Raw genomic sequence first — 23,822 nt, forward strand, 5'->3', positions numbered from 1 at the left:
TTTTCTTCTCGATTTAACTGCTTGATTCACTGTTAAATATACAAAAAACAAACCAAAAAAACAATTAAAATAACTGATAATCAACGTATTAAATCCATAACTTAATGACATTGGGCTTTAGCCCGTTTTTTAATGATAATCAATCAAATGTGGCTTTAGCCAAAGCCTATAAAACATTTATTCCCATATTTTTTGGCTAAACCTTCCTGTTTTTTTACCTTTATACACTGGTTTAATAACCTTTTAAATTATGGAAAACATTATCGAAATATTAAAATCCGGTGGAACGATTCTTTACCCTACAGATACCATTTGGGGACTCGGATGCGATGCCACCAACATAGAAGCTGTTAACAAGATTTTTGACATCAAAAAAAGAGAAAAAAACAAATCAATGATCATTCTTGTAGAATCTGAAAAGAGACTTCAGGATTTGGTTGATGTTCCGGAAATGGCTTGGGAAATTATTGACCTTAGCGAAAAACCTGTAACTATTGTTTATGAAAATCCCCGCGGACTTCCAAAAGAACTTCTTGCGGAAGACGGAAGCATAGGAATCAGACTGATAAAAACGGATTTTTGCAGAAAGTTGATTACAAAACTTAACAGACCTCTTGTTTCTACCTCTGCCAACTTTAGTGGTGATAAGAGCCCATTGAAGTTTTCGGATATTTCACCGGAAATGATAAAGCTGGTAGATTATGCGGTAGAAGAAGACAGAGATAAAGTTTCAAAATATTCAGGTTCTTCAGTAATAAAAATATGGAGCGACAATAGGATTAAAGTTCTTCGTGAATAAAATCCTAAATAATTCCTTCATTTTAAAATCTTGTCAATGCATATCGGCAGGATTTCTTTTTTTTAATTTCTATCTTTGCACTATTCAACTGATAAAAGACATGCCATGAACCACCAAAAGTTTGCTGAAAAATGGATGAATGCCTGGAATTCTCATGATCTTGAAGATATATTATCCCATTACGCCGAAAATATCGAGGTGACAACACCAATGATTGCCTTGGCTACAGATGGAAAAGAGAGCACTTTGAAAGGAAAAGAAGCAGTCCGTGAATATTGGGAAAAAGCACTCAATAAATTCCCTGATTTGCATTTTGAACTGATCAGATCAACGGAGGGGGTAGATTCTGTGGCTTTATTTTATAAATCCATAATGGATAAATATGCTGTGGAAGTCATGTTTTTTGATGATGAAGGAAAAATTAATAAAATGTATGCCCATTATGATTAATGGAAAAAATATATTGCTACAAAAAAGACGATCTATTTATTAACGATGAAAATTAATCTTACCCAAAATAAAAATTTAAAACTATTCAAAATCATTGCAGATGCTGCGGAAAAAAATAACCAGTCGGTATACATTGTCGGTGGCTATGTCCGTGACCTTCTGATGAAGAGAACAGCGTCTACCGATATCGATTTTGTTACTGAACAAAGCGGTATTGAGCTTGCAGAAACGGTTGCGAAAGATATTGATCCTAAATTAAAAGTTTCTGTCTTCAAAACGTACGGAACAGCGATGATCAAATATAAAGATCTTGAGCTAGAATTTGTTGGAGCCAGAAAAGAAAGTTACACCGAAAACAGCCGCAAACCTGAAGTAGAAGGCGGAACATTGGAAGATGACCAGAAAAGAAGAGATTTTACCATCAACGCCATGGCAATTTCTTTAAATAAAGCTAACTTCGGGGAGCTTATAGACCCTTTCAATGGAGTTGAAGATCTTGAAAAAGGAATTTTAAGAACCCCTTTAGAACCGGCCCAAACGTATTCTGATGATCCATTAAGAATGATGAGAGCCGTTCGTTTTGCTTCAACATTAAATTTTGTGATTGAAGAGAAATCCCGGAATGCAATTAGGCAGGAAGCGGAAAGGATCAAGATCGTTTCTATGGAAAGAATCATGGTGGAGTTCAACAAGATCATGATGTCCAAAAAACCTTCCGTAGGACTTGGATTAATGGAAGAAACCGGACTTTTAAAACTGATCATTCCTGAGCTGATAGAACTGAAAGGCGTAGAAGAAGTAGAAGGACAAACTCATAAAGATAATTTCTACCATACATTGGAAGTAGTAGACAATATTTCCGAAAATACAGACAATCTGTGGCTGCGTTGGTCAGCATTACTGCACGATATTGGTAAGGCACCAACCAAAAAATTCGTAGAAGGAGCAGGCTGGACTTTCCATGGACATGAATTTTTAGGTTCAAAGATGGTAAAGACCCTTTTCCACAGACTGAAACAGCCGCTGGGAAGTGATATGAAGTATGTTCAGAAAATGGTAAAGCTTTCTTCACGACCGATTGCTCTGATCACTGATGACGCCTCAGATTCTGCACTGAGAAGACTTTTATTTGATGCCGGAGAAAATCTGGAGGATCTTTTTACCTTATGTAAAGCAGATATTACGACCAAGAATTCCAAAAAGCAGGAAAGATTCAAAAAGAATTTTGAATATGTGGCAGTGAAAATCAAAGAAGTGGAGGAAAAGGATCAGGTCCGTAATTTCCAGCCGCCAATCACTGGGGAGGAAATTATGAAGATGTTTGATCTAAAGCCCGGAAAAGAAATTGGAATCCTGAAAGAAAAAGTGAAAGAAGCCATCCTGGAAGGTGAGATCCTGAATGATAAGGAAGAAGCTGAAAAGTTTGTGATCGCTGAAGCTGAAAAATTGGGATTAAAATACAATTAAGCTTAAACTATATAATAATAGCTTCGGCGGGACAAAGTCCCGCCGAAGCTATTTTATGAAATCAGTGAAACAAAATCAGGCCGCTTCGAAGAAGCGGCCCGAAAAAAAACACAAATGATGAAAAAAAATAAAATTTATAGATAATACCGAAGTATTAATGTCTTAGTTTGGATACACTGAGTTTGAGCCTATACCTGTAGTAAATGCTCTGATGATAGCGCCTGAAGTATTGTAAACTACAATTTTACTCGCCTGGGTAAATCCATTTGAATCAGAAGTGAAAATTTTGTCATTAATTACACTGAATCCGTATAGAGCAGAGAAATTATCAACACTGTTCGCTACCGTGAATAGAGGCGACGTAGGTGCTGTTGTAGCACTCATATCCATTGTGTAAACGTTTTTTCCTGATGAGAAATAAAATTTACCATTTGAAATCTCAAGATTGGTAGCATTGGCGATACCGGTTAAAGTCGTTGTCTTTGTGATGTTTCCTGTACTTGAAATCTGATAAATATAAGAATCAGCAGTTCCGGCAGCAATAGCATAAACATTTTGGTTGCTTGAAATGATTTTGTTGATGTTTCCACTTGGCAACGTGATGGTAGACTGAACCTCGTTCGTAGAAGTATTGATATAAGAAATCTTATTCCCGTAACCGAATGAAGCATTCTGTACGAAGATGTTATTTCCAGCTTCCACAATTCTCTCAGCAGCATCTGTGAAAGTGATTTTTTTGATGAAAGAACCGTCTGAAACCTTATAAATACTTACAAATTTATCGCCGTTATATTTATCGTTTGTTACATACATATTGTTGTTGGCAAAAGCCATGTAACGAGGGTTATTAAGTTCAGCTGTAATTTGGCCAACCGCTTTAAAATTATAACGGTTTGCGATTTGGATTTTATTGGAATTATTCAGTAGCAAATAAGCATTTTCACCTTTGAAAGCAACCATCTGTAAAACATCACCTAATTTCGCTCCTCCGTTATTCAGTGCGAAAACATTGTCCTGTTTAAGGTTTAAGTCTGCACTTACAAACGTTACGTCTCCTTCAGGTTTTCCATAGGTACCTTCATTAGCAATTAAAAAACCATTGCCATAGAATATTTCCTGCTCATCATTATTATCATTGTTACACGATACAATGCCCATAAGAAGTGCAAAAGCAAAAAGATAATGTAGAAATTTGTTCAGTTTCATAATATTTTTAAGTTTAAAAATTAATAGTTGCATACATACTGTAATTTCTCTTAGGCATCGGATAAAGAGATACCGTCTGATAAACCGTATTGGTCACGTTGTTCACTTTAAATCCTAAAGTGTACTTCTTGAAAAGTGCGGCATAAATTCCTGTATTCAAAATAAAATAGGGATCAATGGCTGTCGACCTTTGCTGGTCGGTAGTAGTATAGGTAAGGCCATTGAAAAGCCCTTGAGCATACACCTTTAAGAAAGAATATCCATACTCTATATTTCCGACAGCTTTGTGAATGGGAACATACATCCGCTGCAGTTGAGTGTCTTTATTGACTGATTTTGAATAGGAATAGCCTGCATCCAGTTTCAAAGCATGTTGTCCAAAGGTTTTATTCCAGCTAACCTGCGATTCCAAACCATAAGACTCTACTCTGGTCGTATTGAACGGTGCCCAATATCCGAAAGAGGTCGGAAGCCAGTTGATAAGATTTTTGATGTCCATGTAATAAGGACTTAATGTCACTTTAAAATCTCCAAAACTGAATTCATGGTTCATGTCAATATTGGTGGAAGTTTCAGGAAGTAAATCCAGATTTCCTCCCGGTTGCCAGTAGAGATCATTAAACGAGGGGAATCTGAAGTTTCTTGAAAAGTTGGCCCCGACATGATACCATTTTAAAGCATTCCACTTTCCTGAAAAAGAATAAAGAAGGGGAGAAGATATACCTTCTACAAAATCCTTCTTAATTCCGGCTTCAAAACGAAGATCTTTTGTGGCAAAATACCTGATTAAACCAGCTAAGGAACCCACATTTCTGCTGATTACTCCCAATCCGGATTGATTGTCTTTTTCCTGTTGATAACCTTCACCCTTATTCACCTGAAATTCTCCAATGGCGTTAACATTGATCTTTGGCGTGATGAAATAATTGAAATCATTTTTAAAAATATAATTCTTTCCCTCTGCACCACTTGCTTTAGGAAGATTAAGATTTGAAAAATACTGAAAATTATCCTCCGTATAAGCTGCTTTTAAGCTGTTTGAAAGATTGTTTTTTTGAATATCCCATGCGATCAGACTTCTTAAAGTCTGCGCGTTGTATTTAGTCCTGTTACCGTTGTCCTCAAAAATAGGATAGTGCTGTGATGCATCAAAGATCTGATTCTGCCAGGAAATGGTCTGGTGATCAGCAATTTTATAAGAAGCCCCAATGTTCACTGAAGTATTGAAATATCTTCCGTTAACATTATTGAATCCCGTATTCCCTACAACAAACTCAGGAACTTTATAATCATTTTGGCTCGTTAAATAGCTGCCTGAAACCTTCACACTTAACTTTTCATTACTGAAAGAAGCCTGTGCAAAATTATTATACGTATCAAAAGAAGCCACTTCCGAATAAACAGAACCTTTAAAACCCCTGTTGAAATCTAAAATATTGTTTAAATGAATACTTCCTCCGATAGCCCCACTACCATAAACAACACTTCCGCCACCAGCTTTTACATCGATCTGATCATATCCGAATACCGGAATATTATTCACATCTCCCTGTCCCAAAAAACTTGAATTAATGTTGATTCCGTTCCATACAAAAGCCGTTTGCTGGGCAGTTGTTCCACGGAATGATGGAGAAGAAACAGCACCACGGCCGTTTTCTTTGATGTAAATGGAAGACTGATAGCGTAAAAGTTCAGAAAGGTTCGTTGAGTTTTTCTCCATATCTTTTGGAGTAATCGTACGTACCGGATGAAAAAGTTTTACTTTGCTCATCTGGCTGTCGAAAATATAAATAGTGTCAACGGCCTTCTCCTGTCCCAAAAGAAAGCTGCCATAAGACGTACAAAGCAGTAATAAAGATCTTTTTATATCCATACAATTTTACTTTTCCTCCGAAAGCAATGTGTTTTTAGTTATAATTTTGGCAGGTCTCCTGACTTTCGCGTTCTGCACCTTCCCGTATGAACAGTGGTTTTTTTGCAGAAACTCTTAATGCGATTTACAGTTGCGGGGACAGTTTGGGTATCTCACCCAATTCCCTATTATTTCCAATACACTGGAAACCAAAATTTTTGCAAAGATAACTTTTTAAATGTATTGCGCAAAAATGACAAAAAGTAAATAATGAATGGTGAATTCCGCTTAGCAAGGAATTTTTTTAAACGTATAATTATCAGTAACGGAAATGATACTATAAAAATTAAAAAATAGTTCTTTAAATTAACTATTCATCTGCAAAGCAAAATTGATAAAAAGCCTAAAAGTGAATAGGGAATCGTCAATTTTGCTTCGCAATTGAATGGTAAGGATAAACACCTTTAAAATTCATTTTTGACTTGCGAAGCAAAATTCACCATTGACAAAGCAGGCTCACTTTTCTCGGCTATAAAAACGTCGAATCAAAATAAAACGGTAGCAAATCCTTGATAGAATGTACCTTTACCACTTCATCATTCATACTTGAAAAATAAAGATCTATATTTTCGTTCTGTTTTGTTTCATATTCTATTAAACTCTGTCGGCAGGCTCCGCAAGGTGGAATTGGAGGGTTTTTCTCGTGAAATTCCTTAGGACCTCCCACAACAAAGATCTTTTTTACTCTTACATCCGGAAAGTTGGCTGCCACCCAGAAAAGAGTCGTCCTTTCTGCACACAATCCTGACGGATAAGCTGCGTTCTCCTGGTTGTTACCGGAATAAATTTCACCGTTTTCCAGCAAAACGGAACATCCCACAAGGAAATTAGAGTAGGGCGCATAAGCATTTTCACGGGCTTGTTTTGCTCTCTCAAATAATGTTTTTTCTATATCGTTCAGTTCACTGCTGTTTTTAAAGTGCTCGTAACTGATCTGTATGTCTTTTTTCATATATTAGTCAGGCTAAAAAGGGGGCCAAATTTACTTCTTTTTCATCAGTTGGACAATGTTTTTTTTGTTCACTATTAAATTGAAATTCAAAAAAATAAAATGCTATATACATCAATACAATTCCGAAATATAGAACTAAAAAACAGATGGGTAATGTCTCCCATGTGTATGTATTCATGCGAAAACGGGATCGCAAATGATTTCCATTTTGTACATTACGGAAGTAGAGCACAGGGCGGGACAGGTTTAATAATGGTAGAAGCTACCGGAGTAGAACCAAGAGGAAGAATTACCAATCACTGCATGGGAATCTGGAATGATCAGCAGGCAGAAGAGCTTAGAAAAATTGTTGATTTTGTCCATTCCCGTTCAGAAAGTAAGATCGGAATTCAGCTGGCCCATGCCGGAAGAAAAGGTTCCACCTGGAATAATCTGCAGATTCCTCTTGAGGAAGGCTGGGAAACCATTGCTCCGAGTGCTATTCCTTATCATCCATCTGAGAGAATTCCACACGTTCTTACCGTGGAAGAAATCAAAGAACAGGTACAGAATTTTAAAGAAGCAGCAAAAAGAGCCGTAAAAGCAGGTTTTGATATCATCGAAATTCATGGGGCGCATGGATATCTGATTCACCAGTTTTTATCACCACTTTCCAATATACGGACAGACGAGTACGGCGGAAGCTTTGAAAACAGAATCCGGTTCCTGCTGGAGATTGTAGATGGTGTCAACGAAGAACTTGATGAAAATACAGCCCTTTTTGTACGGATTTCCGGAACCGAATACGCTGAAAACGGATGGAATATCAATGACAGTGTTGAACTGGCCAAAGTTTTAAAAGAACATTCTGTAGATCTCGTAGATGTTTCAAGCGGAGGAAATATTCACGGAGCAAAAATATCCGTATTTGATGGTTATCAGGTTCCTTTTTCCTCTCAGGTCAGAAACGAAGCTGAAGTGAAAACCGGATCCGTAGGATTGATTACTACAACGGAACAGGCAGAAGAGATCCTGCAGAAAGGAGATGCAGATCTGATATTTGTAGCAAGAGCGATCTTAAGAAACCCATATATGGCTGTTCAGGGGTCATTTGAGATGAAAGAAGAATGCTTTTTTCCTCATCAGTATACAAGAGCTAAAATTTCGTCATAAAGATCCGGGATGAAAATCGAAGACTTTATGCTGACTTGTCCCAGTAAGAAATTTCTGGGAGTTGAGTGCTTAGGATGCGGTGCCCAAAGAGCCATTATGCTCGTTTTTGAAGGGAAATTTTCAGAAGCTTTTCATTTGTATCCGGCTGTTTATACCGTGTTGCTGTTTTTTTTTACATTAGGTTTGAGTTTTGTAGATCAAAAAAGGAAGTACGGGCGTATGCTGATGATTATGGTGGTTGTAAATCTGATCATTATGATAATATCTTACTATTATAAACATTTTTACATTCATTCTCATTGAAAAAGCAGAACCGAAACTATGTATTTTTTTAATGTTTATTTAAAATTAATAGAACAAAAGTCGTAGAATTACTACAAAATATGAATCTGTTAGATAAAAACTTTTTAAATTAGAGCTTGAAGTCTATCTTTGTTAGACAAACTTTGTGAAAAGTATAATCATTAATGATTAAAATGTAAGAATATGGCAGGAAATTCAAGAGGAATCTTAAAATTCAATGGAGGTGAAGGACAAAAACTATTAAAGCTTAATTACAGCGTATCAAGATCTACAGATATTTCAGGACGTGTAGCGTCCGATCCATCAAACGCTTTGATTAAAGTAACAATCGAAGCCACTGAAAAATCTGATATTCTGGAAAGTTTATTGAATGGCAAATACAAGCCCACAAGCGGTGAAGTTACTTTTAATAAATCTCATGAAGAAGGAACACTTATCACCCTAAAATGGGAAAACGGATATGTGATCCACCATGAAATGGATTTTGATGCCATCGACAGCAATAATATGCTGGTAAGTTTCGTAATAAGTGCAGAAAGTATAGCTTACGGAAATTCAATCTATGACGGATTCTGGCCATTAAGCTAAGTCTTGAGTAGTACAAATACAAAGAGACTGTCCATCAAGACGGTCTTTTTTTACCTGTTGTGAATGCTATTTTCTGGCAAGGAATATTTGTTTATTTTCAAAAATTCCCGATTGGATGAATAATAGATACACTTTTTTTTAACACACAAATCACTTTATAAAATATGTCTACTACACCTGAAAAATCAAAGGGAGCGGCTTTTCGCCCAGCACAGAATGCAGATGGGGTGTCCGAAAATCATCATACCGGCATCAACCGTCTCGTAAAGCTTTCCTTAGTCATAGAAGGAAAAATCATCAAATTTTATAAGCATTTTAAACTTAAACAGAGCACCCAGCGTCATCATGAATTCACGCTTACCCTGGCTCATGATACTTTGGGAGACCGCCAGACCCATTCGCTGGAAGAGGCCAATAAATTTCTCGGTAAGCGTCTTACGGCAGTCATTGCCTATAAAGATATTGAAAACAGCCCCGAAAGAACCTTTGTAGGAATTATCACGGGAGTCGCATTCAGCCAGGAAAAAATGAGCCTCGGAAATATTGTGCTTACCGGATGCAGTCCTACGATTCTGCTGGATGGTGCTTCCCATATCCAGAGTTTTGGAGGAGGCCAGCCTGTAAATATCGGGATCATTGCTGAAGAAGTAATCAAACAGGGAATCGATAAAGGCCGTTTTGATATCAGGGTGGATGCCAATAATTTTTCCCAGATCATTTACAGCAGTCAGTACGACGAAACGCATTACAACTACTTGGCCAGGATGGCTGAAGCATATGGCGAACAGTTCTTTTATGATGGAGAAGTCCTTCATTTTGGAAAACTGCCACCTCAGAACAAACCTATTACCCTGACCTACGGAAGCAGCGCCAATGATATAAAAGTGGAACTGAAAGCCGTGCATACGAAACCCCAGTTTTACGGATACAACAGCAACAAAAATGAAAAGCTGACGTCAGGATTTACTCCTATTCAGCATGTAAGTGACATTGCCAAAACAGCGTACGAGCACAACAATAATATTTATAAAACCCCTGCGCTTCAGGTAGCGCCTATCAAAGCATCAACCCATCTTGACGTTGAATATTCACAGAAAAGTGCTTCAGGAAGCGAGGCCGTCAATGTATTTTCCATCTCAGGAAATACCACAGTTCCCTTTCTTCATCCGGGATGTATAGCCGATGTTCAGATGAGAAAACCAGACTCGAATGAGACTTCATACTTCACAAGAATTATGATTACAGAGGCTGAGCATGAAATCGATACGATAGGCCATTACAAAGGAAGCTTTACAGGAATAGCAGCAGATACAGGATTTATCCCAAGACCAGAGTATAAGATTCCTAAAGCTGAACCTCAGACTGCGGTCGTCATATCCAATACAGATCCGGAAGGACAGGGTAGAATACAGGTACAGTTTGACTGGCAGACGAGCGATACAACACATTTTATCAGGATGATGAGTCCTGACGCGGGAGGAACCGATCAGATCACACAAAACAGAGGATATGTAGCCATTCCGGAAGTCGGAGATCAGGTGATGGTCAATTTTGTTCACAGTCACCCGGACAGACCTTTCGTCATGGGAGGAATGTTCCACGGAGGAATTGCTTTGGGAGGAGGAATCAATAATCACCTGAAATCTATCCAGACCAGAAGCGGGATCAGGATTTTGATGAATGATGAAGAAGGAAGTGTAAAAATTATGGACCCCAGCGGAAATATCTATTTTATGGATGGTGCAGGCAATATCAGTATGAAAGCGCCAAAGAATTTCACCCTGAATGCGGGAGATAATATCAACATCACTGCTGGAAAAGAAATTTCTGTCAGTGCAGGAGCAGGAATCAACACTTCTGCCAATGACAGTATTATCTCCACAGCCGGAAAAGATATCGTTCAGACTGCTTCCGGTGATATCCGGGAGTCTTCTGATACCAGAACGGAAATGGTGGAAAAAGAATTCAAAAGACAGTCTGAAACCTCTAATGAAATAGCCGGAGAAATATCCATGTTCAGCGAGCTGGAAAACATGACGATGCAAAGCGGCAAGATTGTAGAATTCAACAGTGCTGAAAAATCAAAACTTTTCTGATATGGCCATCATCAAAACAGCTAAAAATATACACATAAAAGTCACAGACTCTTATCATTTGAATGTCGGCAAAAAGGTTGAGAAAATTGCACAGAAAATTAATGTAGAAGCCCAGAAAAACAACCTTGTTTTGGCAAGCAATAAGAAAATAATGTCCCATGGAAACAAATAAATTAAGAATTCTGATTCTTTTTATTGTAGGTAGTTTCTCATTAATCGATTGTCAAAATAAAAAAATGGAAGAAAAATACAGCTGGTTAGGAACCCTCTCGGCACCGCAGGAATATCCGATGGAAATTTACAAAGGAGCCATTATTGCGGATGATTTTACCTACGGCTTTGATGCTATCTGGGGAACGCAGAATACAGGTTGGGGAAATGAAGGCGGAACAATGAGTGTAGAAACCCGACAGATGAACATTCCTTCTCAACTGGAATTTACCTGGTACTCTCTGGTAGAAAATAAATTTTATACCGGAAAATGGGACCTGGATAAAGAGAAAATAAAAAGTCTTTTTGCAAAAGGATTTATAGATCAGGACAATGGAAAGAAAACCACGTACACCAATTTTATTGTAGGACTAGCTCCAAAAGGACGCGTGGTTTTATGGATTAATGCTCCGGGTAACCAGAAAGAAGTAGGCGTTTTTCAAGCTAAGGATACCCTGATTACCAAAGAAAAAGCATACGAAAATGCACAGTATATGTTGAAAGAAGGTTTTGCAGACAGGATGCTTAAAGATCCGTCTTATGAAACATTTAAACCGGAAATCAGAGCTAAAATAGAAAAGGAAGGTTATCCTGATGCAGGTATTTATGATGTATACAGAGAAAGGTATAGCTGGAAACCCTCAGTGATCCTTCCGGAAGGTAGCGAATGGGTCGATTTCGGATTGACCAACTATAATGGCGAGCAGGAAAATCTTTTCGGTGAAAGCTTAGCCGCTGATACCTATACAAAAAGAGCGGTTCCAAAGTTCTGTGGTTTTTACTGGAAAGACAAAAATAAGAACAGATACGGAGTATGGATAGATTTTTTTGACGAGAAAGAAATTTTTGAATTGTTCCAAAAGTTCGGAAAGGAAAAGAATATAGATTTTACAATCAAGGTTAATGCCGATAATACAGGCGCCGTTGTATCATTAAAGAGCGAAAATGAAGAACTGCCCGTTACAAAAGCAAAAATCAGATTATCCCGTAAAATAGACTAATTATATTTTATTGTTATTCTGTCACTCAAATTAAAATAAGAACGATGCACAATAATAAATTTGGAGAGTACACACCGGAAATAACCAAAGAGGAAGTATTAGACATTACTCTTGGGATGTTTTTTGACGGAACTTTGAATAATAAAACCAATACTACCGAAAGAATAGGGAAGACTCCTGAATATAAGAAAAATGGAGGCTCACCCACAGATAATAACAGTTATAATAACGACTGGAGCAACGTAGCCCGTTTGTGGAACAATTACGATAAAAACTTTGGCATCTACATAGAAGGGATAGGAACTGAAGATAAAGAAAAAGATTCTATGCTGGGATATGCTTTTGGAACAGGGGCTACCGGGATCCGGAGTAAAGTGAGAAAAGGATGCGAAGAGATCGTAAAAAAAGTAAAAAATATCAAGAACGCCAAAAAAGCAGATAAGATTGCAGTTCTTACTTTCGATGTTTTCGGTTTTAGCCGTGGTGCAGCAGCAGCCCGTAATTTCGTTCATGAAATAGGAAAATCAAAATATAAAGCAACCACCACTACCGTTTCACATGAAGGGATGACGGTAACCTCCCGCTATGACAGTGATGGTACCGGAGTAGAAGGTGAAGAACTTCCGAAATGGGGACATTTGGGTCTGAAACTGCAGGAAGCCGGAATTACAGTGGACGTAATAAAGGTGAGATTTCTGGGTATTTATGATACTGTTTCCTCTTATTCGAAAAACTTTTCTGCCACACCAAACTTTCACAATGATGTAGAAGAATTGAGTCTGAATGATATCGGAAGAGCACAAACCGTTATTCATTTTGTAGCAGAAAATGAGCATAGAGAAAATTTTGACCTTACGAATGTGCATGTGGGAATAGAGAAAATATTTCCAGGCGTCCATTGTGATGTAGGAGGAGCTTATGAAGATGGCGTAGAGACCTGGGAGGAGATTGAAACATCTTGGACCACCAGTGCAAAATTAAAAGCATTAAGAAGCCAGCTTATAGCAGATGCCTGGTACAAAGAAGATCAGCTTACCATTAACCCGGGCTTTTATCTCTCCTTAAAAGGAACCCGTAAATTGGTAAAAAGATACAGCTATGTTCCTTTGCATTTTATGGCAGAATATAGTGTTCAGAAAACAGTACCTCTGACGATAAAAAAACTTACAGACGAAACCTATTCTATTTCAGGAGATCCTTTGCTGGTAAGGGTAAAAGACAGGCTGAGATCTTATGCAATGGCAGACGGGAAACAATATGTTTTTAAAAGGTATAAAGATGTTGAGACTGCATACGGAGGAGCATCAATACCAGAACAGAAATATGCAGACTACCAGAAAGAAATGAAAGAACAGGACGACCTGAGAATCCTCAGAAACGAATACCTGCACTGGTCGGCAAGAAGAGAAGGAATAGGAATGGATCCTACGTCAGACAGAGTAAGAGTCCTCCATTAATCCTTTATCCAATGAATAAACATCTGACATTAAGAATCGGAATTTTAGTAGCAGGATTTATACTGATTTACGTGTGTGATCACTGGGATTCATGGTTCCATCCGGTTCAGTCAATAGGGGGAAACAGTGGCATGTCAATTCCTATGAATCTTGTTTTGAATGTCTGCTGGATGGTTTTATGGTGTTTATGGCTTTTGATAGAGATTGTGGTAAGTTTTTTTAGCAAAAATAAAAAGAATAGAAGTACAAATTTAATATTGATACTGTCGGGGATCACTTTGCTGGTCATTTATATCCTGAATATTAAGTAAGATAGACAGACAGAGAATCGTGATGCCGGATCATTTTTATGCAGAAATTTAACATACATACCATTCAGAAAGGAGAAAGCTTGAAAAATATAGCTTCACTGTACAGTTTAGATACAGATGCTTTAAAGTCATTTCATAACAATCATTGTGACGTAAAGGATATGATCCTGATTGATCTTACCGGTCAAAAGGAACTATTTCTTCCCAGAACAGCGGTCACGGATAAAAAGAGGCTGGTACAGTTCGGGAGAGGAAACAGTCTCGTTTTCCAACCTGAGCATTCATTTTACAGATATGGAGTTGCCATTAATATCGAAAATGATAATCATAAAAATGAACTGAAATATGAAACTTCTGTACGCTGGCTGAAAACAGAGAATAAACTTCATTTTTTTGAAATAGACAGAACATCAAACCTTTATCTGAACGAAGAAGAAGTCAATGAAATTGCCGATCTGCTGGCGTATAAGACCTCTAAGGTTTTGTATCCGCTACAGGTCAGTGTAGATGAAGAAGGAAAATTCAATGCTGTAGAAAATCTTTCGGTGTTTAAAGAAAGATGGCCTGCGGTAAAGGAGGAGGTTTATAAAGAATTTGAAGGAGAAACGGTAGACAGCTACTGTGAAAAAATAGAAAAAGTAATATACGAAACTGATGCAATGAGTCTTTATCTAAAAAATGATTATTTCATCAGGACCTTATTTTTCGGGATTTATCATCGTTTCGGACCTCATTATGAAACCAGTATAGCGGAAAGTTTTCCTATTGTAAATAATCCTGTGGAACCGAAATATGAAGTAAAACTGGAAATCGACCCGCTAAAAGATGAATATGACCTGGTGAATATAAAAGGAGAAGGAATCTTAAACGACGAAAGAAGCGTCTATGATTTTATCAATGGAGCTCCTTTTTCATTTATTATTGAAGATCATCCGGAAATGAATCATGAGGGAAGTTTCAGATTGGCATATTATCTGAACGGAGAAACTTTGCTGTCAGAATCATTGTATTTGGAATGCAGTATAGACCTTGAAAAAGAAAAGAAAATATCAGTAGTCATTGCGGCTCTGACAGACTAATTGATAAAAACGTAACAACATGAAAATTAAAACCAATCACAAATTATCCATATTGATCTTTCTATTAAGCTTTAGCCTGTATTTCGGGCAAAAAGTGGAGTTTAATGTTCCGAAAGACATCCAAACCTTACAGAATTCCATTTTTGATTTTAAAAATGATTTCACAAAAGATGAAGCTAAAGCCGCTGCCGCATCAGACACGGACTTCTCAACGACTGTTGAGCTTTATGATTTGAAATATGAAGGAACCCAAAAAAATCCTTATCTGGATTTAGCGTTGAAAACCGGAGCAAAGCCTAAACAATTTATCCAGCAGGCAGTTTGGAACGTCAATATGAAAAAGGTTTCTTCTAAAAGCACGAAAGTCACTGTTTTTCTTGAAAAAGTTGTACTGGACAGTTGGTCTAAAAAAGAAGTGGATACAAAACTCACCAAATCCACAGGCAAACTTGAGAAAGAGATCAAAGAATTTCTATTAAACCACAAGCCCGCAGAACATTCAAATGACCTAGTAGCTGTTGAAGCTTCGTCCACAGATGAGGAAACCGAAGCACAGGCAACGGCTCAGGTAGCCGCCTTTGAAGCAAAAACCACTCAAAAAAAGACCGTATCTAAAAAGTTGCAAAGTCTATTTAGTAAAAAACAATTTGTTGCATTACCTGCCACATCAGGAACTTTTACAAAACTTTTACAGACAAGTTCAAGTGAATTGGAATGCAAAGATTGCAAAGGTGGGAAATATTCCAACTGGGATTTTGAAGATTTTAATATGATTTATGCCAATATGAATGGTGGAGAAGAGTACTATGCCATTCAGTATTACGGGGAGAACAGTGTTTCAGGATTACCATTTGGCTTAGTATTCAATGACAGCTCACCCTCTGAGTGTAAGCAAAAGTTTGCACGGTACAATGCACAGCTTTACCAGACAACCGTTGATACAGATGAGAATTCATCAAAAGCGTTAACAGTGGTTACTTTCAAGATGAACTCCTCTTTTGTTCGTCTGGAATTTGGGAATGAATATTTAAGCAGACTCGTAATTTCAAATAAAGAATTTTAGCCATGGCAGAAAAACATATTGTAGTACAGGGTGCTATGTGCAAATGCCAGTTCGGACAGCTTCCGGACAAGCTTAAAGTACTCTCGCACCAGAAAGAATACGCAAATGATAAAAATGCTTCACAAAAATTAATTGTGACCACAAAGGAAATTGGAGCGGCTACATTTGAGAAGAATACATTCGGTAACTGTACGAAATTTGTACCGCCGCCACCCTGCAAAATCATGGTGACCGAGTGGAAAGATTTTTATGAAAAAGTTCAGCTTAATAACGGAGGATATATTATTCTGGAAACCAGCAAGGCCATCTGTGCCATTGCCGGAACACCGTGTATTGAAATCATAGACCACGGGCAAAGGACGGAAGGCAGTGCACAGAATTTTAAAAATGCTGATCAGGATGTGCAGCAACAGATCAATCCGCTTGTAAGTTCTGAGGAAATGTACAAAGAGCAGCCCACACATGAAGGTTTAGAAGCCGGAGAATCCCCAAAATTGTAAGTTATGCCAAAAGGAATAAAAAAAATAAAATTTGTATCCATAGCCAACGAAGCTAATAATTCAAATTCCAAATTTAGTCCGGATAGATGGGCGTGCGTTCCAGCCAATAAAAAAGCACATTTTCATATTAAGGATTGGCATAATGAAACAACGGATGCCCAGAAGAAAGGAAAGATTTACTGGATTGTTTTAGACAAGGATAGAAAAAATATTGTTGACCGTCTTCAATGTATGACGGATAAACTGTTCTCTTATAAGATCCCTAAAAACCTTTGTGGTTACCCTTACTACATCGAAGCAAGTATGACAGGAAAACCAGACTCCAACTTTACAGGGCTGTTCTTAAGCGGATACTGTGATCCGCTTATTGTTTCCAGTGCGTGGAGCAGAACCAGAGGAGGCAAAACCATTAAAAATAAAAATAGCCAAAACTTCGGTTTATCATATGGAGAGGTCGTACATTTTCATGCCAGAACAGAAGGTATTAATGGAGAAATAGTGATCATAGAAGTTCACAATGAAATGTGGAACGGAGACTACAAGGTGCGTACATTATATAATGTAGAAGTGAAGGACGGGCAGATCAATCTTGAAATTCCAAATACTTCACAGTGGAAAGCCCATATAAAACAGATTCAGGATAATGAAGAGTTTTATGTGAAAATTAAAAGAAAAAACGGGCCTTATCTTAAAGACAAGGAAGGAAATGAAAGACATGGTCAGTATCTGAACATCAAAAATCAACTTAAGGCAGTCAATAAAACAAAACCTTCCAATCAGACTCCTCTGATCATAGGACAACCGAAGAATAATATTGCAAGAGTAGGATCCTGTACATTTAAACAGATCAAGATTACTGAAACCGATGAATTTCCTGTTTTTGTTGATGGGAAAACTAAGGTTAAGCCTATTTCTACCACACCATTAGAAGAAAAACATTTTGTCCATTTTGATTTTGGTAAACCCGGATTGAGAGGAGATGCACAAAGTGTATTGAATCCTTTAATTTCCTTACTGAAAGCCAATCAGCATTCCAGAATAATAATAGACGGACATGCGGATGAAAGAGGCCCCGGAAATTATAATCTGAAACTGTCCCAGGATAGATCAGAAGCCATTATGAACTTTCTGAAAAGTAACGGACTGGGAAGCTCAAAATTTGAATGCCACGGACATGGAGAAAGCCAGTTGAAACATAAAGGAGCAAACCTCACTGAAGCCCAGCATCAGGAGAACAGACGCGCCTCAATTCGATTCAATTACTATGAAAATACCTTTTCACCTATTGTTTTTGAAACGATTGCCCCATTTGACGGGAAAACAAAGAAATTGACAGTAAGTGCAGTAGGCAAAGAAAGAAAAGGTTGCCGCGGCAGTCATAAAGATGAAATAAAAGTATTGGATGGAACTATTTCCAAAACAGAGCCGAAAAACACGATCACTTATCCTGTAAGTGCCAATATCGGAGATGATTTTATCAAAAATTATGTACTTTATTTTGGAAAATACATCAACTACTTTTCCTCTATACACAAAAGCTATTATTTCTATATCAACAGTTGTACCTATTATCCACAAAAGGATAAACCGACAATCCACCTAAAAACTTATCCCGACATTGTCTGGCTGGCTCACGGAAAATATGATTATGAAGAAGATTATTTCTTCCATAATCACAGTCTGACCCTGCAAAAAGGCCTCGCGCCGGAATTTGAATCCTTGATAGATAGTATCTATAAATGGACTTCACTGAGTATGGTGGATTATATGGCCAAAAGAGTCCTGCTGGATTATATAAAAGCAGAAGCTCAGAAAATTGAGATAGGGCTGCATGCCATTCACAACCGTACCCAGGAAAAGAAAGGTGCAGCTTTAAGTCTTACAGGAACTACCGTAGATTTTATTGCTCAGACAAAATATACAAAATATGCCACAAGTGCAGCCATGTATGGTTTTGTCTGCCTTCAGATTGTAGTGGAAATCCTTATTCTGATTCTTACCAGAGGAAGAAGTGGAATCAGCAAGCTGAAGAAAATCAAGAAGATAGCTAAAGAATTGAAAAAAGTCAAGAAGCTAATGGACAGCCTGCCTGAGGATGTGGAAATATTAGGCCCCTCTATGGCATACAGAAGCGGTCTCTACTATTATAAACAGGCAGACGGAAGAATTGCCCTGATATGGGAAGCTGATCTGAAAATAGAACCTGTGGTGGCGGTAGAGTATAAAAAGGAATTTGACCTTTTAGATTATATTACCGACAAGACTGTAAAAGATAAGATTACCGGTAAACAAAAACAAAAAGACTTTGAAGATATACGGGATAAAGCAAAGGGAACCTACGAGGATAAGCTCAATAATATTGCGGCTTCCATATCGATTGTGGGAGGGATAAGCATAGAACAAAACATAAAATATAATTTCCTCACGAAGTCTTATGGTTTTTCAAAACAAGCCGGAAATTTTTATGATGAAGCGAGGGGAGTTGTTGCCTATGGCCAGTATGTAAAGTTAGCAGCGGAAGTAAAACTGAAAATGGCATATGAAGATTTCATTTTTGGTCTAATTTATCATAAATTTGAAGGAAATCTTGAATTTAAAGGCAGTGCTTTAATTGGTTTGTATCAATCATATGGTAAGGATAAAGAGGGTTTTTACATAGAGAATTATATCTCTTTTTCAGGACTTAAGGTAACTTTGAGTGCAAAAGCGAAATTGATGATTATTAAATACACAATTTTTGACGTTAGTACAGACGATGAAAAAGGTAAACCCAAAGAATATGAACTGCTAGCTCCGGATAGAGTTAGATTATTTAAAATTTATTTATTGAAAATATAATGTTATGAAAAGATATATTTTATTATTAACCATCTTATTAACAACTTTAAGCTGCTCTCAAACTTCTAACAATCAATTAAATATGAAACAGAATTCAGAAATTAATTCTAAAAATATAATAGAAAAAACCCTTCAGAATATAAAGCACTACCCAAAAGAGCCTAAATATGTTATTTACCATACGAATGGGATGTGCAATTTTGAAATTTTTATAAATGATATTAAAGTTACAAAAAGCTTTAATAATGAATCATTTAGTACAGGAAATGAGATCAATCCATATCTTACTGGAAATACCAACACATTAAAGGTCGTTCTTTATCCACGGGAAGATTTAGAAAAATTAGACGGTCAGACAGAGTTTGATGTAAAAGTGGAGTCTTATGAAAATACGGACAAGCTTTCAGCTGAAAAACAGCAGGATAACTTATTTGTCTATAATGCACCAAAGGATAAGGATAAATTATTTAAAGATGCAGGAAAAGACCGTTTTGAAGAAACAAAAACATTTAAGCTGTCCAATGTACCTTATACCATAGAGGGCTGGAAAGACAGCCAGGATCTGAGAAATCTTGACAAAAAAATATTGGAAGCCAAGGTACTTGAAGCGTATAAAATGATTGAGGCTGCTTTTAAAGCAAAGGATATGGATAAAATTGCACAGTTTTCTTACAATAAAATAAAAGACCAGGCAGTTTCCCAGTATTTTGATAAAGATGAAGTGCAGGAAGGCTGGGATGAATTGATCTCTATTGCAAAAGCCGAAAATTTAGAATTTATGCCGTTGAGTAACTACGAATTGGTTTTCTATGGAGATGGAAAGCTGGTAGGATTAAAAAGCATCAAGAAAGAGAAAGGCTTCAGAGGTGCTTCTGCTTTACTGTGCAAATTTAAGAAAGATGGAAGTTGGACCGGAGCTGAATTAGATTATTTATTACATATCCCAAAGGGAAAAACAGAATTTGAGATCTATTAATGTTTAAATATTTTTTAATCTACGAAGAAAACTGTGAGACCACTCTTTCTGAAGAGGAGTTTTATAAGCGGTTTACATACATGAGCTACCGATACATCAATATGAGAAGAGAAGGTGGGATCAGGTATGTGTCATTTCATTTTAAAAATAATGGGTTTTCCAAGTCTCTTTTTTACCTGTCCACAAAAATATCTTTTATTCCATCAGGGAACAGGTCAAAAGTAACTATTCGTTATGAACCTAACTATTTTTCGATAGCTTTATGCCTTGCGGTTGCATTGGGGATAAGCATATTGCCTGCTCTATTTGTTGAGGTAATAAAAATTGATCATAAGCCCCATATCGTTGGTTTTACAGATAGACTTCTGATCGCTTCCATTTCAATAATACCATTAGGCTTTTTAGTAGCTGATATATTCAACTATCATAAAGCTAAGAATTGGATGAGAAAAGAGCTGTCGTTGCACTGTCATTGAAGATGCTCATTTGTTTTAAAATAATAATAAGAAATACAATGAAACATATTTTAATTATTTTAGGCTGTTTTCTTGCGTTGAGCTGTCATTCACAAAAAAAGAAAGATCCCCAACTTATAGGGAAATGGGAAGGCGCGCTGAAAGATTCAAAAACGGGAAGTTCAATAGACAAGATTGTTCTGGAATTCACAAAAGAAGGTAAATTTCGTCAATACCTTGGAGAAGGTAAAATGCAGAATACAATAGAATCAACCTTTGAAGTTCAAAATGATAAAATAATCACCGTGGATCAGGACACGAAGGAGAAATCTGAAAGTAAATACACCATTAAAAACGATACATTAACCATTCTCTATGAAGGAATGGAAAATAAATATATAAAACTTAAATAGGGAATGGACGTAAGCACCTTTCCCTATAAAAAGATCCACGCATGACTTTTTTTGGATACTTTGTTCTGATAGTTGGCCTATTATCAGTGTATTTAGCCTACAGAATATTTGATAAAATACGGAAAAAGAAAAGCTCGGTAAAGGGAAAAGAAGGTTTTGTGGAAAAAGGATTTGTCTTTCTTTTTATCTGTCTTTTAATGATTTCCATCAACTCATTAACGATGATCCTGTCCTACACTTTCTTTTGGGAAAAAGCATACAGAAGTGTAAGTGAAAACCAGTATGAAGCAGTAGTAATCGGTTATAAAAAAGAGATCACAAGAACTCAAAATTTCAGAAGCTCATCCTATCATAATACGGCAATCTACTTTCCCAAAGTGAAATATGTGAATTCAGAAGGAAAGGAAGTGATAAAAGTAGTGAATATGACGAGCAATCATCCTCCTTCTCTCGGACAAACGCTGAACGTTACAGATAGCACAACCAGAGGAAGTGCCAATAATACCGACATAAATGGGCTCGTGTTTATTGTCGGTTGTATTTTCACCGGAGTTGCCGCATTTTTTGCCGTTTTAATAGCTACTTACGCCACAGAATATTCCCTGAAAAAAAGAATGACTGTATCTGCATATAGTGCAATTATCTTGTGTGTGATTAATGGGGTAGGTGTACTTCTGATTTATCTCAGACAGTGAAGGTAAAAAAAGTTTTTGATTTCTGTAAAAAGCATGTTGTAAATACTGACCTCATTCTAAAATAAAATGTATTTTTGAATGTATAACTACGAAATCTTAAACTAGCACACAAAATACATGGAGAATAAAAATAGAGCATCGAAAGCAGTTTACGTCTTTTTAGGAGTTGTATTATTCTGTTTTCTCTATTTTATCTTATGGCTCATTTTCAAAGAAAAAATGCCTCTGCACCTGTATTTGTATGAAATTTCTAAAAATTACGACCGCTATGCAGAACGCGCTTTTGTTATCCTGCCTTTAATGTTTTTTGTAGCTGTAGTGATACAGTTGCTCCGGCCTACGTCGGCTAAACGTTTTCTGAGACTTCAGTCGGCAATTCCTACCTCAAAAATAAAATCTCTGGCCAAAGGATTAGTAGAGATCGAAGGAGCCCTGATCATCAGGCAGCCCCTCATCTCACCTGTAGACCATGAAGAATGCATCGGGTACTATTATACCATTGAAAATATCAGTCAGGATTCTGACGGCAAAAATTCATATTCTACCATTCATAGAGAAACCCAATGCAATGCTTTTCAGATCAAAGATGATACAGGAATTATAGATGTAATACCCGAAGGGATTGAACTGGTACTTTTGAACGAAACAAACGTAAGAAGCAGTGGTCATAAACGCTATACAGAAACCCTCTTAAAAAACGGACAAAAAATGCTTCTCGTAGGATATGCAGATTCAGATAACGGAGTTCCATTCATCAGAAAGGATGATCATTACAAGGTTTTAGGCATTACTTCCGCATCGGGAATTTCTGTCTGGAACAATTATCAGCCGCTTTTACGGTCATTCATGTTTACCTGTTCAGCAATTATTATAATCATTATATACATACTTATACAATAATGAATCAGACTACTGCAATGGCATTAGCCGTACTGCTCGCTGTAGCCGTAATCAGCTTTTTCATCAACCTGTATAACAAGTTGGTGATGATGAAATTCAACGTGGAAAAGGCCTACAGCAATATAGATGTTGTTCTTAAACAAAGGGCAGATGAAATTCCCAACCTTGTAAGTGTCGCCAAACATTTCATGAATTACGAAAAAGAAATCCTCACCCGCCTTACGGAGCTGAGGGCTTCTTACCATAATGCATCCGGTTCCAATCAAAAAACAGGGCTTGCCAATGAAACCTCAAGAGCTCTGAAATCATTCTTTGCCGTATCAGAGAATTATCCGGAACTGAAGTCTAACAATAACTTTATGGAACTTCAGAAAAGAATTTCTGAGCTGGAAAATAAAATAGCAGACCGGAGAGAATTCTTTAACGAAAGCGTCAATCTTTATAATATTGGTATTCATGAATTTCCCAACGTGATTTTTGCCAAAATGTTCGGGTATAAAGACAAAACCTTACTGGAAATCCCCAGCTCAGAAAAACAGTATGATGGAGTTCAATTTTAATACCTTTTTCGGATTCGAGCACGATCTTACAGCTCATCCCGAAGCTGCCATATTCGGAGCCATGTTTGCACCGATAGTACTCCTGATTCCAATATCGGTCATAGGCTGGATATTCAGAAAACTCAAACTTAATATGTACATCATCCATGCCCTTTTGTATACGCTCATGTTTACATTTGTACTCGGATCTTTTTCTATGCTTATCCTTTTCTTTATAACGGATAAAGATGGAATTAAACTGGCCTACTGCTGGCTGGCCATTCTTGCAGGGATGTTCTTTTTTAGTTTGATGAACGCGAATACCATCACCAAAATGTTCACAGACTGGCTAAAAGTCACCAAGGAAAAGGACAATTCACACAGTTAATTTTGAAAAATTTACGTCAAAAAAAATAAAAAAAGCCGGTTCAACAATATTGAACCGGCTATACATTATAGT

24 protein-coding genes and 1 riboswitch are annotated in these 23,822 nt (G+C 37.1%); of the genes, 21 read left to right on the forward strand and 3 right to left on the reverse strand.

The genetic code is table 11. The features are described 5' to 3' along the window. Positions 1–250 precede the first annotated feature (250 nt). The 3 genes from HHL23_RS19920 to HHL23_RS19930 all read left to right on the forward strand — a co-directional run bounded on the left by HHL23_RS19920 (position 251) and on the right by HHL23_RS19930 (position 2,716). On the forward strand, positions 251–799 hold the full coding sequence (locus HHL23_RS19920; RefSeq protein WP_169236500.1) for an L-threonylcarbamoyladenylate synthase: 549 nt from the start codon (positions 251–253) through the stop codon (positions 797–799). Between the two features lie 105 nt (positions 800–904). Further along, complete coding sequence (locus HHL23_RS19925; RefSeq protein WP_169236501.1) at positions 905–1,249, forward strand: nuclear transport factor 2 family protein; 345 nt, start codon at positions 905–907, stop codon at positions 1,247–1,249. Positions 1,250–1,294: 45 nt separating this feature from the next. Beyond that, positions 1,295–2,716, forward strand: a complete 1,422-nt coding sequence (locus tag HHL23_RS19930) for a CCA tRNA nucleotidyltransferase (RefSeq protein WP_169236502.1) — start codon at positions 1,295–1,297, stop codon at positions 2,714–2,716. A 162-nt stretch (positions 2,717–2,878) separates the two neighbouring features. On the opposite strand, the gene HHL23_RS19935 is transcribed toward HHL23_RS19930, so the two are convergent. The 3 genes from HHL23_RS19935 to HHL23_RS19945 all read right to left on the reverse strand — a co-directional run bounded on the left by HHL23_RS19935 (position 2,879) and on the right by HHL23_RS19945 (position 6,786). Beyond that, on the reverse strand, positions 2,879–3,922 hold the full coding sequence (locus HHL23_RS19935; RefSeq protein WP_169236503.1) for a YncE family protein: 1,044 nt from the start codon (positions 3,920–3,922) through the stop codon (positions 2,879–2,881). A gap of 13 nt (positions 3,923–3,935) precedes the next feature. Then, a complete protein-coding gene (locus tag HHL23_RS19940) occupies positions 3,936–5,795 on the reverse strand; it encodes a TonB-dependent receptor plug domain-containing protein (protein ID WP_169236504.1) in 1,860 nt (619 codons plus the stop codon). Between the two features lie 31 nt (positions 5,796–5,826). Continuing rightward, a riboswitch (cobalamin riboswitch) is annotated at positions 5,827–6,003 on the reverse strand. A gap of 300 nt (positions 6,004–6,303) precedes the next feature. Further along, the gene (locus HHL23_RS19945) at positions 6,304–6,786 is read right to left on the reverse strand and encodes a cytidine deaminase (RefSeq protein WP_169236505.1); all 483 of its coding nucleotides are present in this window, start codon (positions 6,784–6,786) and stop codon (positions 6,304–6,306) included. A gap of 99 nt (positions 6,787–6,885) precedes the next feature. Here HHL23_RS19945 and namA point away from each other — a divergent pair, with 99 nt between their 5' ends. The 18 genes from namA to HHL23_RS20035 all read left to right on the forward strand — a co-directional run bounded on the left by namA (position 6,886) and on the right by HHL23_RS20035 (position 23,750). Further along, entirely contained in the window at positions 6,886–7,938 is a 1,053-nt protein-coding gene (gene namA, locus HHL23_RS19950) for an NADPH dehydrogenase NamA (protein ID WP_169236506.1), read from the forward strand. Between the two features lie 9 nt (positions 7,939–7,947). Continuing rightward, positions 7,948–8,241, forward strand: coding sequence for a DUF2752 domain-containing protein (locus tag HHL23_RS19955; protein ID WP_169236507.1), 294 nt, complete (start codon positions 7,948–7,950; stop codon positions 8,239–8,241). A 183-nt stretch (positions 8,242–8,424) separates the two neighbouring features. Beyond that, complete coding sequence (gene tssD, locus HHL23_RS19960; protein ID WP_169236508.1) at positions 8,425–8,829, forward strand: type VI secretion system tube protein TssD; 405 nt, start codon at positions 8,425–8,427, stop codon at positions 8,827–8,829. Positions 8,830–8,993: 164 nt separating this feature from the next. Further along, positions 8,994–10,925 carry a type VI secretion system Vgr family protein gene (locus tag HHL23_RS19965; protein ID WP_169236509.1) on the forward strand — a complete coding sequence of 644 codons (1,932 nt, stop codon included), beginning with the start codon at positions 8,994–8,996 and terminating at the stop codon, positions 10,923–10,925. A gap of 1 nt (position 10,926) precedes the next feature. Beyond that, the gene (locus tag HHL23_RS19970) at positions 10,927–11,097 is read left to right on the forward strand and encodes a hypothetical protein (RefSeq protein ID WP_169236510.1); all 171 of its coding nucleotides are present in this window, start codon (positions 10,927–10,929) and stop codon (positions 11,095–11,097) included. Next, complete coding sequence (locus HHL23_RS19975; protein WP_169236511.1) at positions 11,084–12,136, forward strand: DUF2931 family protein; 1,053 nt, start codon at positions 11,084–11,086, stop codon at positions 12,134–12,136. The genes HHL23_RS19970 and HHL23_RS19975 overlap by 14 nt, the downstream gene beginning before the upstream one ends. 44 nt (positions 12,137–12,180) lie before the next feature. After that, the gene (locus tag HHL23_RS19980) at positions 12,181–13,593 is read left to right on the forward strand and encodes a T6SS phospholipase effector Tle1-like catalytic domain-containing protein (RefSeq protein WP_169236512.1); all 1,413 of its coding nucleotides are present in this window, start codon (positions 12,181–12,183) and stop codon (positions 13,591–13,593) included. A 349-nt stretch (positions 13,594–13,942) separates the two neighbouring features. Continuing rightward, positions 13,943–14,983 carry a hypothetical protein gene (locus HHL23_RS19985; protein ID WP_169236513.1) on the forward strand — a complete coding sequence of 347 codons (1,041 nt, stop codon included), beginning with the start codon at positions 13,943–13,945 and terminating at the stop codon, positions 14,981–14,983. 19 nt (positions 14,984–15,002) lie between these two features. Beyond that, entirely contained in the window at positions 15,003–16,046 is a 1,044-nt protein-coding gene (locus HHL23_RS19990; protein WP_169236514.1) for a hypothetical protein, read from the forward strand. A gap of 2 nt (positions 16,047–16,048) precedes the next feature. Continuing rightward, positions 16,049–16,546 (forward strand): DUF4280 domain-containing protein, encoded by a 498-nt coding sequence (locus tag HHL23_RS19995; RefSeq protein ID WP_169236515.1) that lies wholly within the window; start codon positions 16,049–16,051, stop codon positions 16,544–16,546. Positions 16,547–16,549: 3 nt separating this feature from the next. Beyond that, positions 16,550–19,384, forward strand: coding sequence for an OmpA family protein (locus tag HHL23_RS20000; RefSeq protein ID WP_169236516.1), 2,835 nt, complete (start codon positions 16,550–16,552; stop codon positions 19,382–19,384). A gap of 4 nt (positions 19,385–19,388) precedes the next feature. Continuing rightward, positions 19,389–20,360 carry a hypothetical protein gene (locus HHL23_RS20005; RefSeq protein ID WP_169236517.1) on the forward strand — a complete coding sequence of 324 codons (972 nt, stop codon included), beginning with the start codon at positions 19,389–19,391 and terminating at the stop codon, positions 20,358–20,360. Further along, entirely contained in the window at positions 20,360–20,836 is a 477-nt protein-coding gene (locus HHL23_RS20010; protein WP_169236518.1) for a hypothetical protein, read from the forward strand. The genes HHL23_RS20005 and HHL23_RS20010 overlap by 1 nt, the downstream gene beginning before the upstream one ends. A gap of 38 nt (positions 20,837–20,874) precedes the next feature. Beyond that, entirely contained in the window at positions 20,875–21,228 is a 354-nt protein-coding gene (locus HHL23_RS20015; RefSeq protein WP_169236519.1) for a hypothetical protein, read from the forward strand. A 41-nt stretch (positions 21,229–21,269) separates the two neighbouring features. Next, positions 21,270–21,923: a hypothetical protein gene (locus HHL23_RS20020; protein ID WP_169236520.1), complete on the forward strand. Its 654-nt coding sequence runs from the start codon at positions 21,270–21,272 to the stop codon at positions 21,921–21,923. A 117-nt stretch (positions 21,924–22,040) separates the two neighbouring features. Further along, entirely contained in the window at positions 22,041–22,823 is a 783-nt protein-coding gene (locus HHL23_RS20025) for a hypothetical protein (protein ID WP_169236521.1), read from the forward strand. Next, on the forward strand, positions 22,823–23,383 hold the full coding sequence (locus tag HHL23_RS20030; RefSeq protein ID WP_169236522.1) for a LemA family protein: 561 nt from the start codon (positions 22,823–22,825) through the stop codon (positions 23,381–23,383). The genes HHL23_RS20025 and HHL23_RS20030 overlap by 1 nt, the downstream gene beginning before the upstream one ends. Next, positions 23,364–23,750 carry a hypothetical protein gene (locus HHL23_RS20035; RefSeq protein ID WP_169236523.1) on the forward strand — a complete coding sequence of 129 codons (387 nt, stop codon included), beginning with the start codon at positions 23,364–23,366 and terminating at the stop codon, positions 23,748–23,750. The genes HHL23_RS20030 and HHL23_RS20035 overlap by 20 nt, the downstream gene beginning before the upstream one ends. Positions 23,751–23,822: the final 72 nt, after the last annotated feature.

Origin of the sequence: Chryseobacterium antibioticum (genome assembly GCF_012927325.1) — a bacterium.
Classification (GTDB): Bacteria; Bacteroidota; Bacteroidia; order Flavobacteriales; family Weeksellaceae; genus Chryseobacterium; species Chryseobacterium antibioticum.

Coding starts and splice junctions, on each gene's coding strand:
- HHL23_RS20015 (WP_169236519.1), top strand. CDS start 20,875: ATGAAACATATTTTAATTATTTTAGGCTGTTTTCTTGCGTTGAGCTGT.
- HHL23_RS20005 (WP_169236517.1), top strand. CDS start 19,389: ATGAAAAGATATATTTTATTATTAACCATCTTATTAACAACTTTAAGC.
- tssD (WP_169236508.1), top strand. CDS start 8,425: ATGGCAGGAAATTCAAGAGGAATCTTAAAATTCAATGGAGGTGAAGGA.
- HHL23_RS20035 (WP_169236523.1), top strand. CDS start 23,364: ATGATGGAGTTCAATTTTAATACCTTTTTCGGATTCGAGCACGATCTT.
- HHL23_RS19990 (WP_169236514.1), top strand. CDS start 15,003: ATGAAAATTAAAACCAATCACAAATTATCCATATTGATCTTTCTATTA.
- HHL23_RS20010 (WP_169236518.1), top strand. CDS start 20,360: ATGTTTAAATATTTTTTAATCTACGAAGAAAACTGTGAGACCACTCTT.
- HHL23_RS19965 (WP_169236509.1), top strand. CDS start 8,994: ATGTCTACTACACCTGAAAAATCAAAGGGAGCGGCTTTTCGCCCAGCA.
- HHL23_RS20000 (WP_169236516.1), top strand. CDS start 16,550: ATGCCAAAAGGAATAAAAAAAATAAAATTTGTATCCATAGCCAACGAA.
- namA (WP_169236506.1), top strand. CDS start 6,886: ATGCTATATACATCAATACAATTCCGAAATATAGAACTAAAAAACAGA.
- HHL23_RS20030 (WP_169236522.1), top strand. CDS start 22,823: ATGAATCAGACTACTGCAATGGCATTAGCCGTACTGCTCGCTGTAGCC.
- HHL23_RS19940 (WP_169236504.1), bottom strand. CDS start 5,795: ATGGATATAAAAAGATCTTTATTACTGCTTTGTACGTCTTATGGCAGC.
- HHL23_RS19920 (WP_169236500.1), top strand. CDS start 251: ATGGAAAACATTATCGAAATATTAAAATCCGGTGGAACGATTCTTTAC.
- HHL23_RS19985 (WP_169236513.1), top strand. CDS start 13,943: ATGCAGAAATTTAACATACATACCATTCAGAAAGGAGAAAGCTTGAAA.
- HHL23_RS19980 (WP_169236512.1), top strand. CDS start 12,181: ATGCACAATAATAAATTTGGAGAGTACACACCGGAAATAACCAAAGAG.
- HHL23_RS19935 (WP_169236503.1), bottom strand. CDS start 3,922: ATGAAACTGAACAAATTTCTACATTATCTTTTTGCTTTTGCACTTCTT.
- HHL23_RS19930 (WP_169236502.1), top strand. CDS start 1,295: ATGAAAATTAATCTTACCCAAAATAAAAATTTAAAACTATTCAAAATC.
- HHL23_RS19995 (WP_169236515.1), top strand. CDS start 16,049: ATGGCAGAAAAACATATTGTAGTACAGGGTGCTATGTGCAAATGCCAG.
- HHL23_RS19975 (WP_169236511.1), top strand. CDS start 11,084: ATGGAAACAAATAAATTAAGAATTCTGATTCTTTTTATTGTAGGTAGT.
- HHL23_RS19955 (WP_169236507.1), top strand. CDS start 7,948: ATGAAAATCGAAGACTTTATGCTGACTTGTCCCAGTAAGAAATTTCTG.
- HHL23_RS19925 (WP_169236501.1), top strand. CDS start 905: ATGAACCACCAAAAGTTTGCTGAAAAATGGATGAATGCCTGGAATTCT.
- HHL23_RS20025 (WP_169236521.1), top strand. CDS start 22,041: ATGGAGAATAAAAATAGAGCATCGAAAGCAGTTTACGTCTTTTTAGGA.
- HHL23_RS19945 (WP_169236505.1), bottom strand. CDS start 6,786: ATGAAAAAAGACATACAGATCAGTTACGAGCACTTTAAAAACAGCAGT.
- HHL23_RS19970 (WP_169236510.1), top strand. CDS start 10,927: ATGGCCATCATCAAAACAGCTAAAAATATACACATAAAAGTCACAGAC.
- HHL23_RS20020 (WP_169236520.1), top strand. CDS start 21,270: ATGACTTTTTTTGGATACTTTGTTCTGATAGTTGGCCTATTATCAGTG.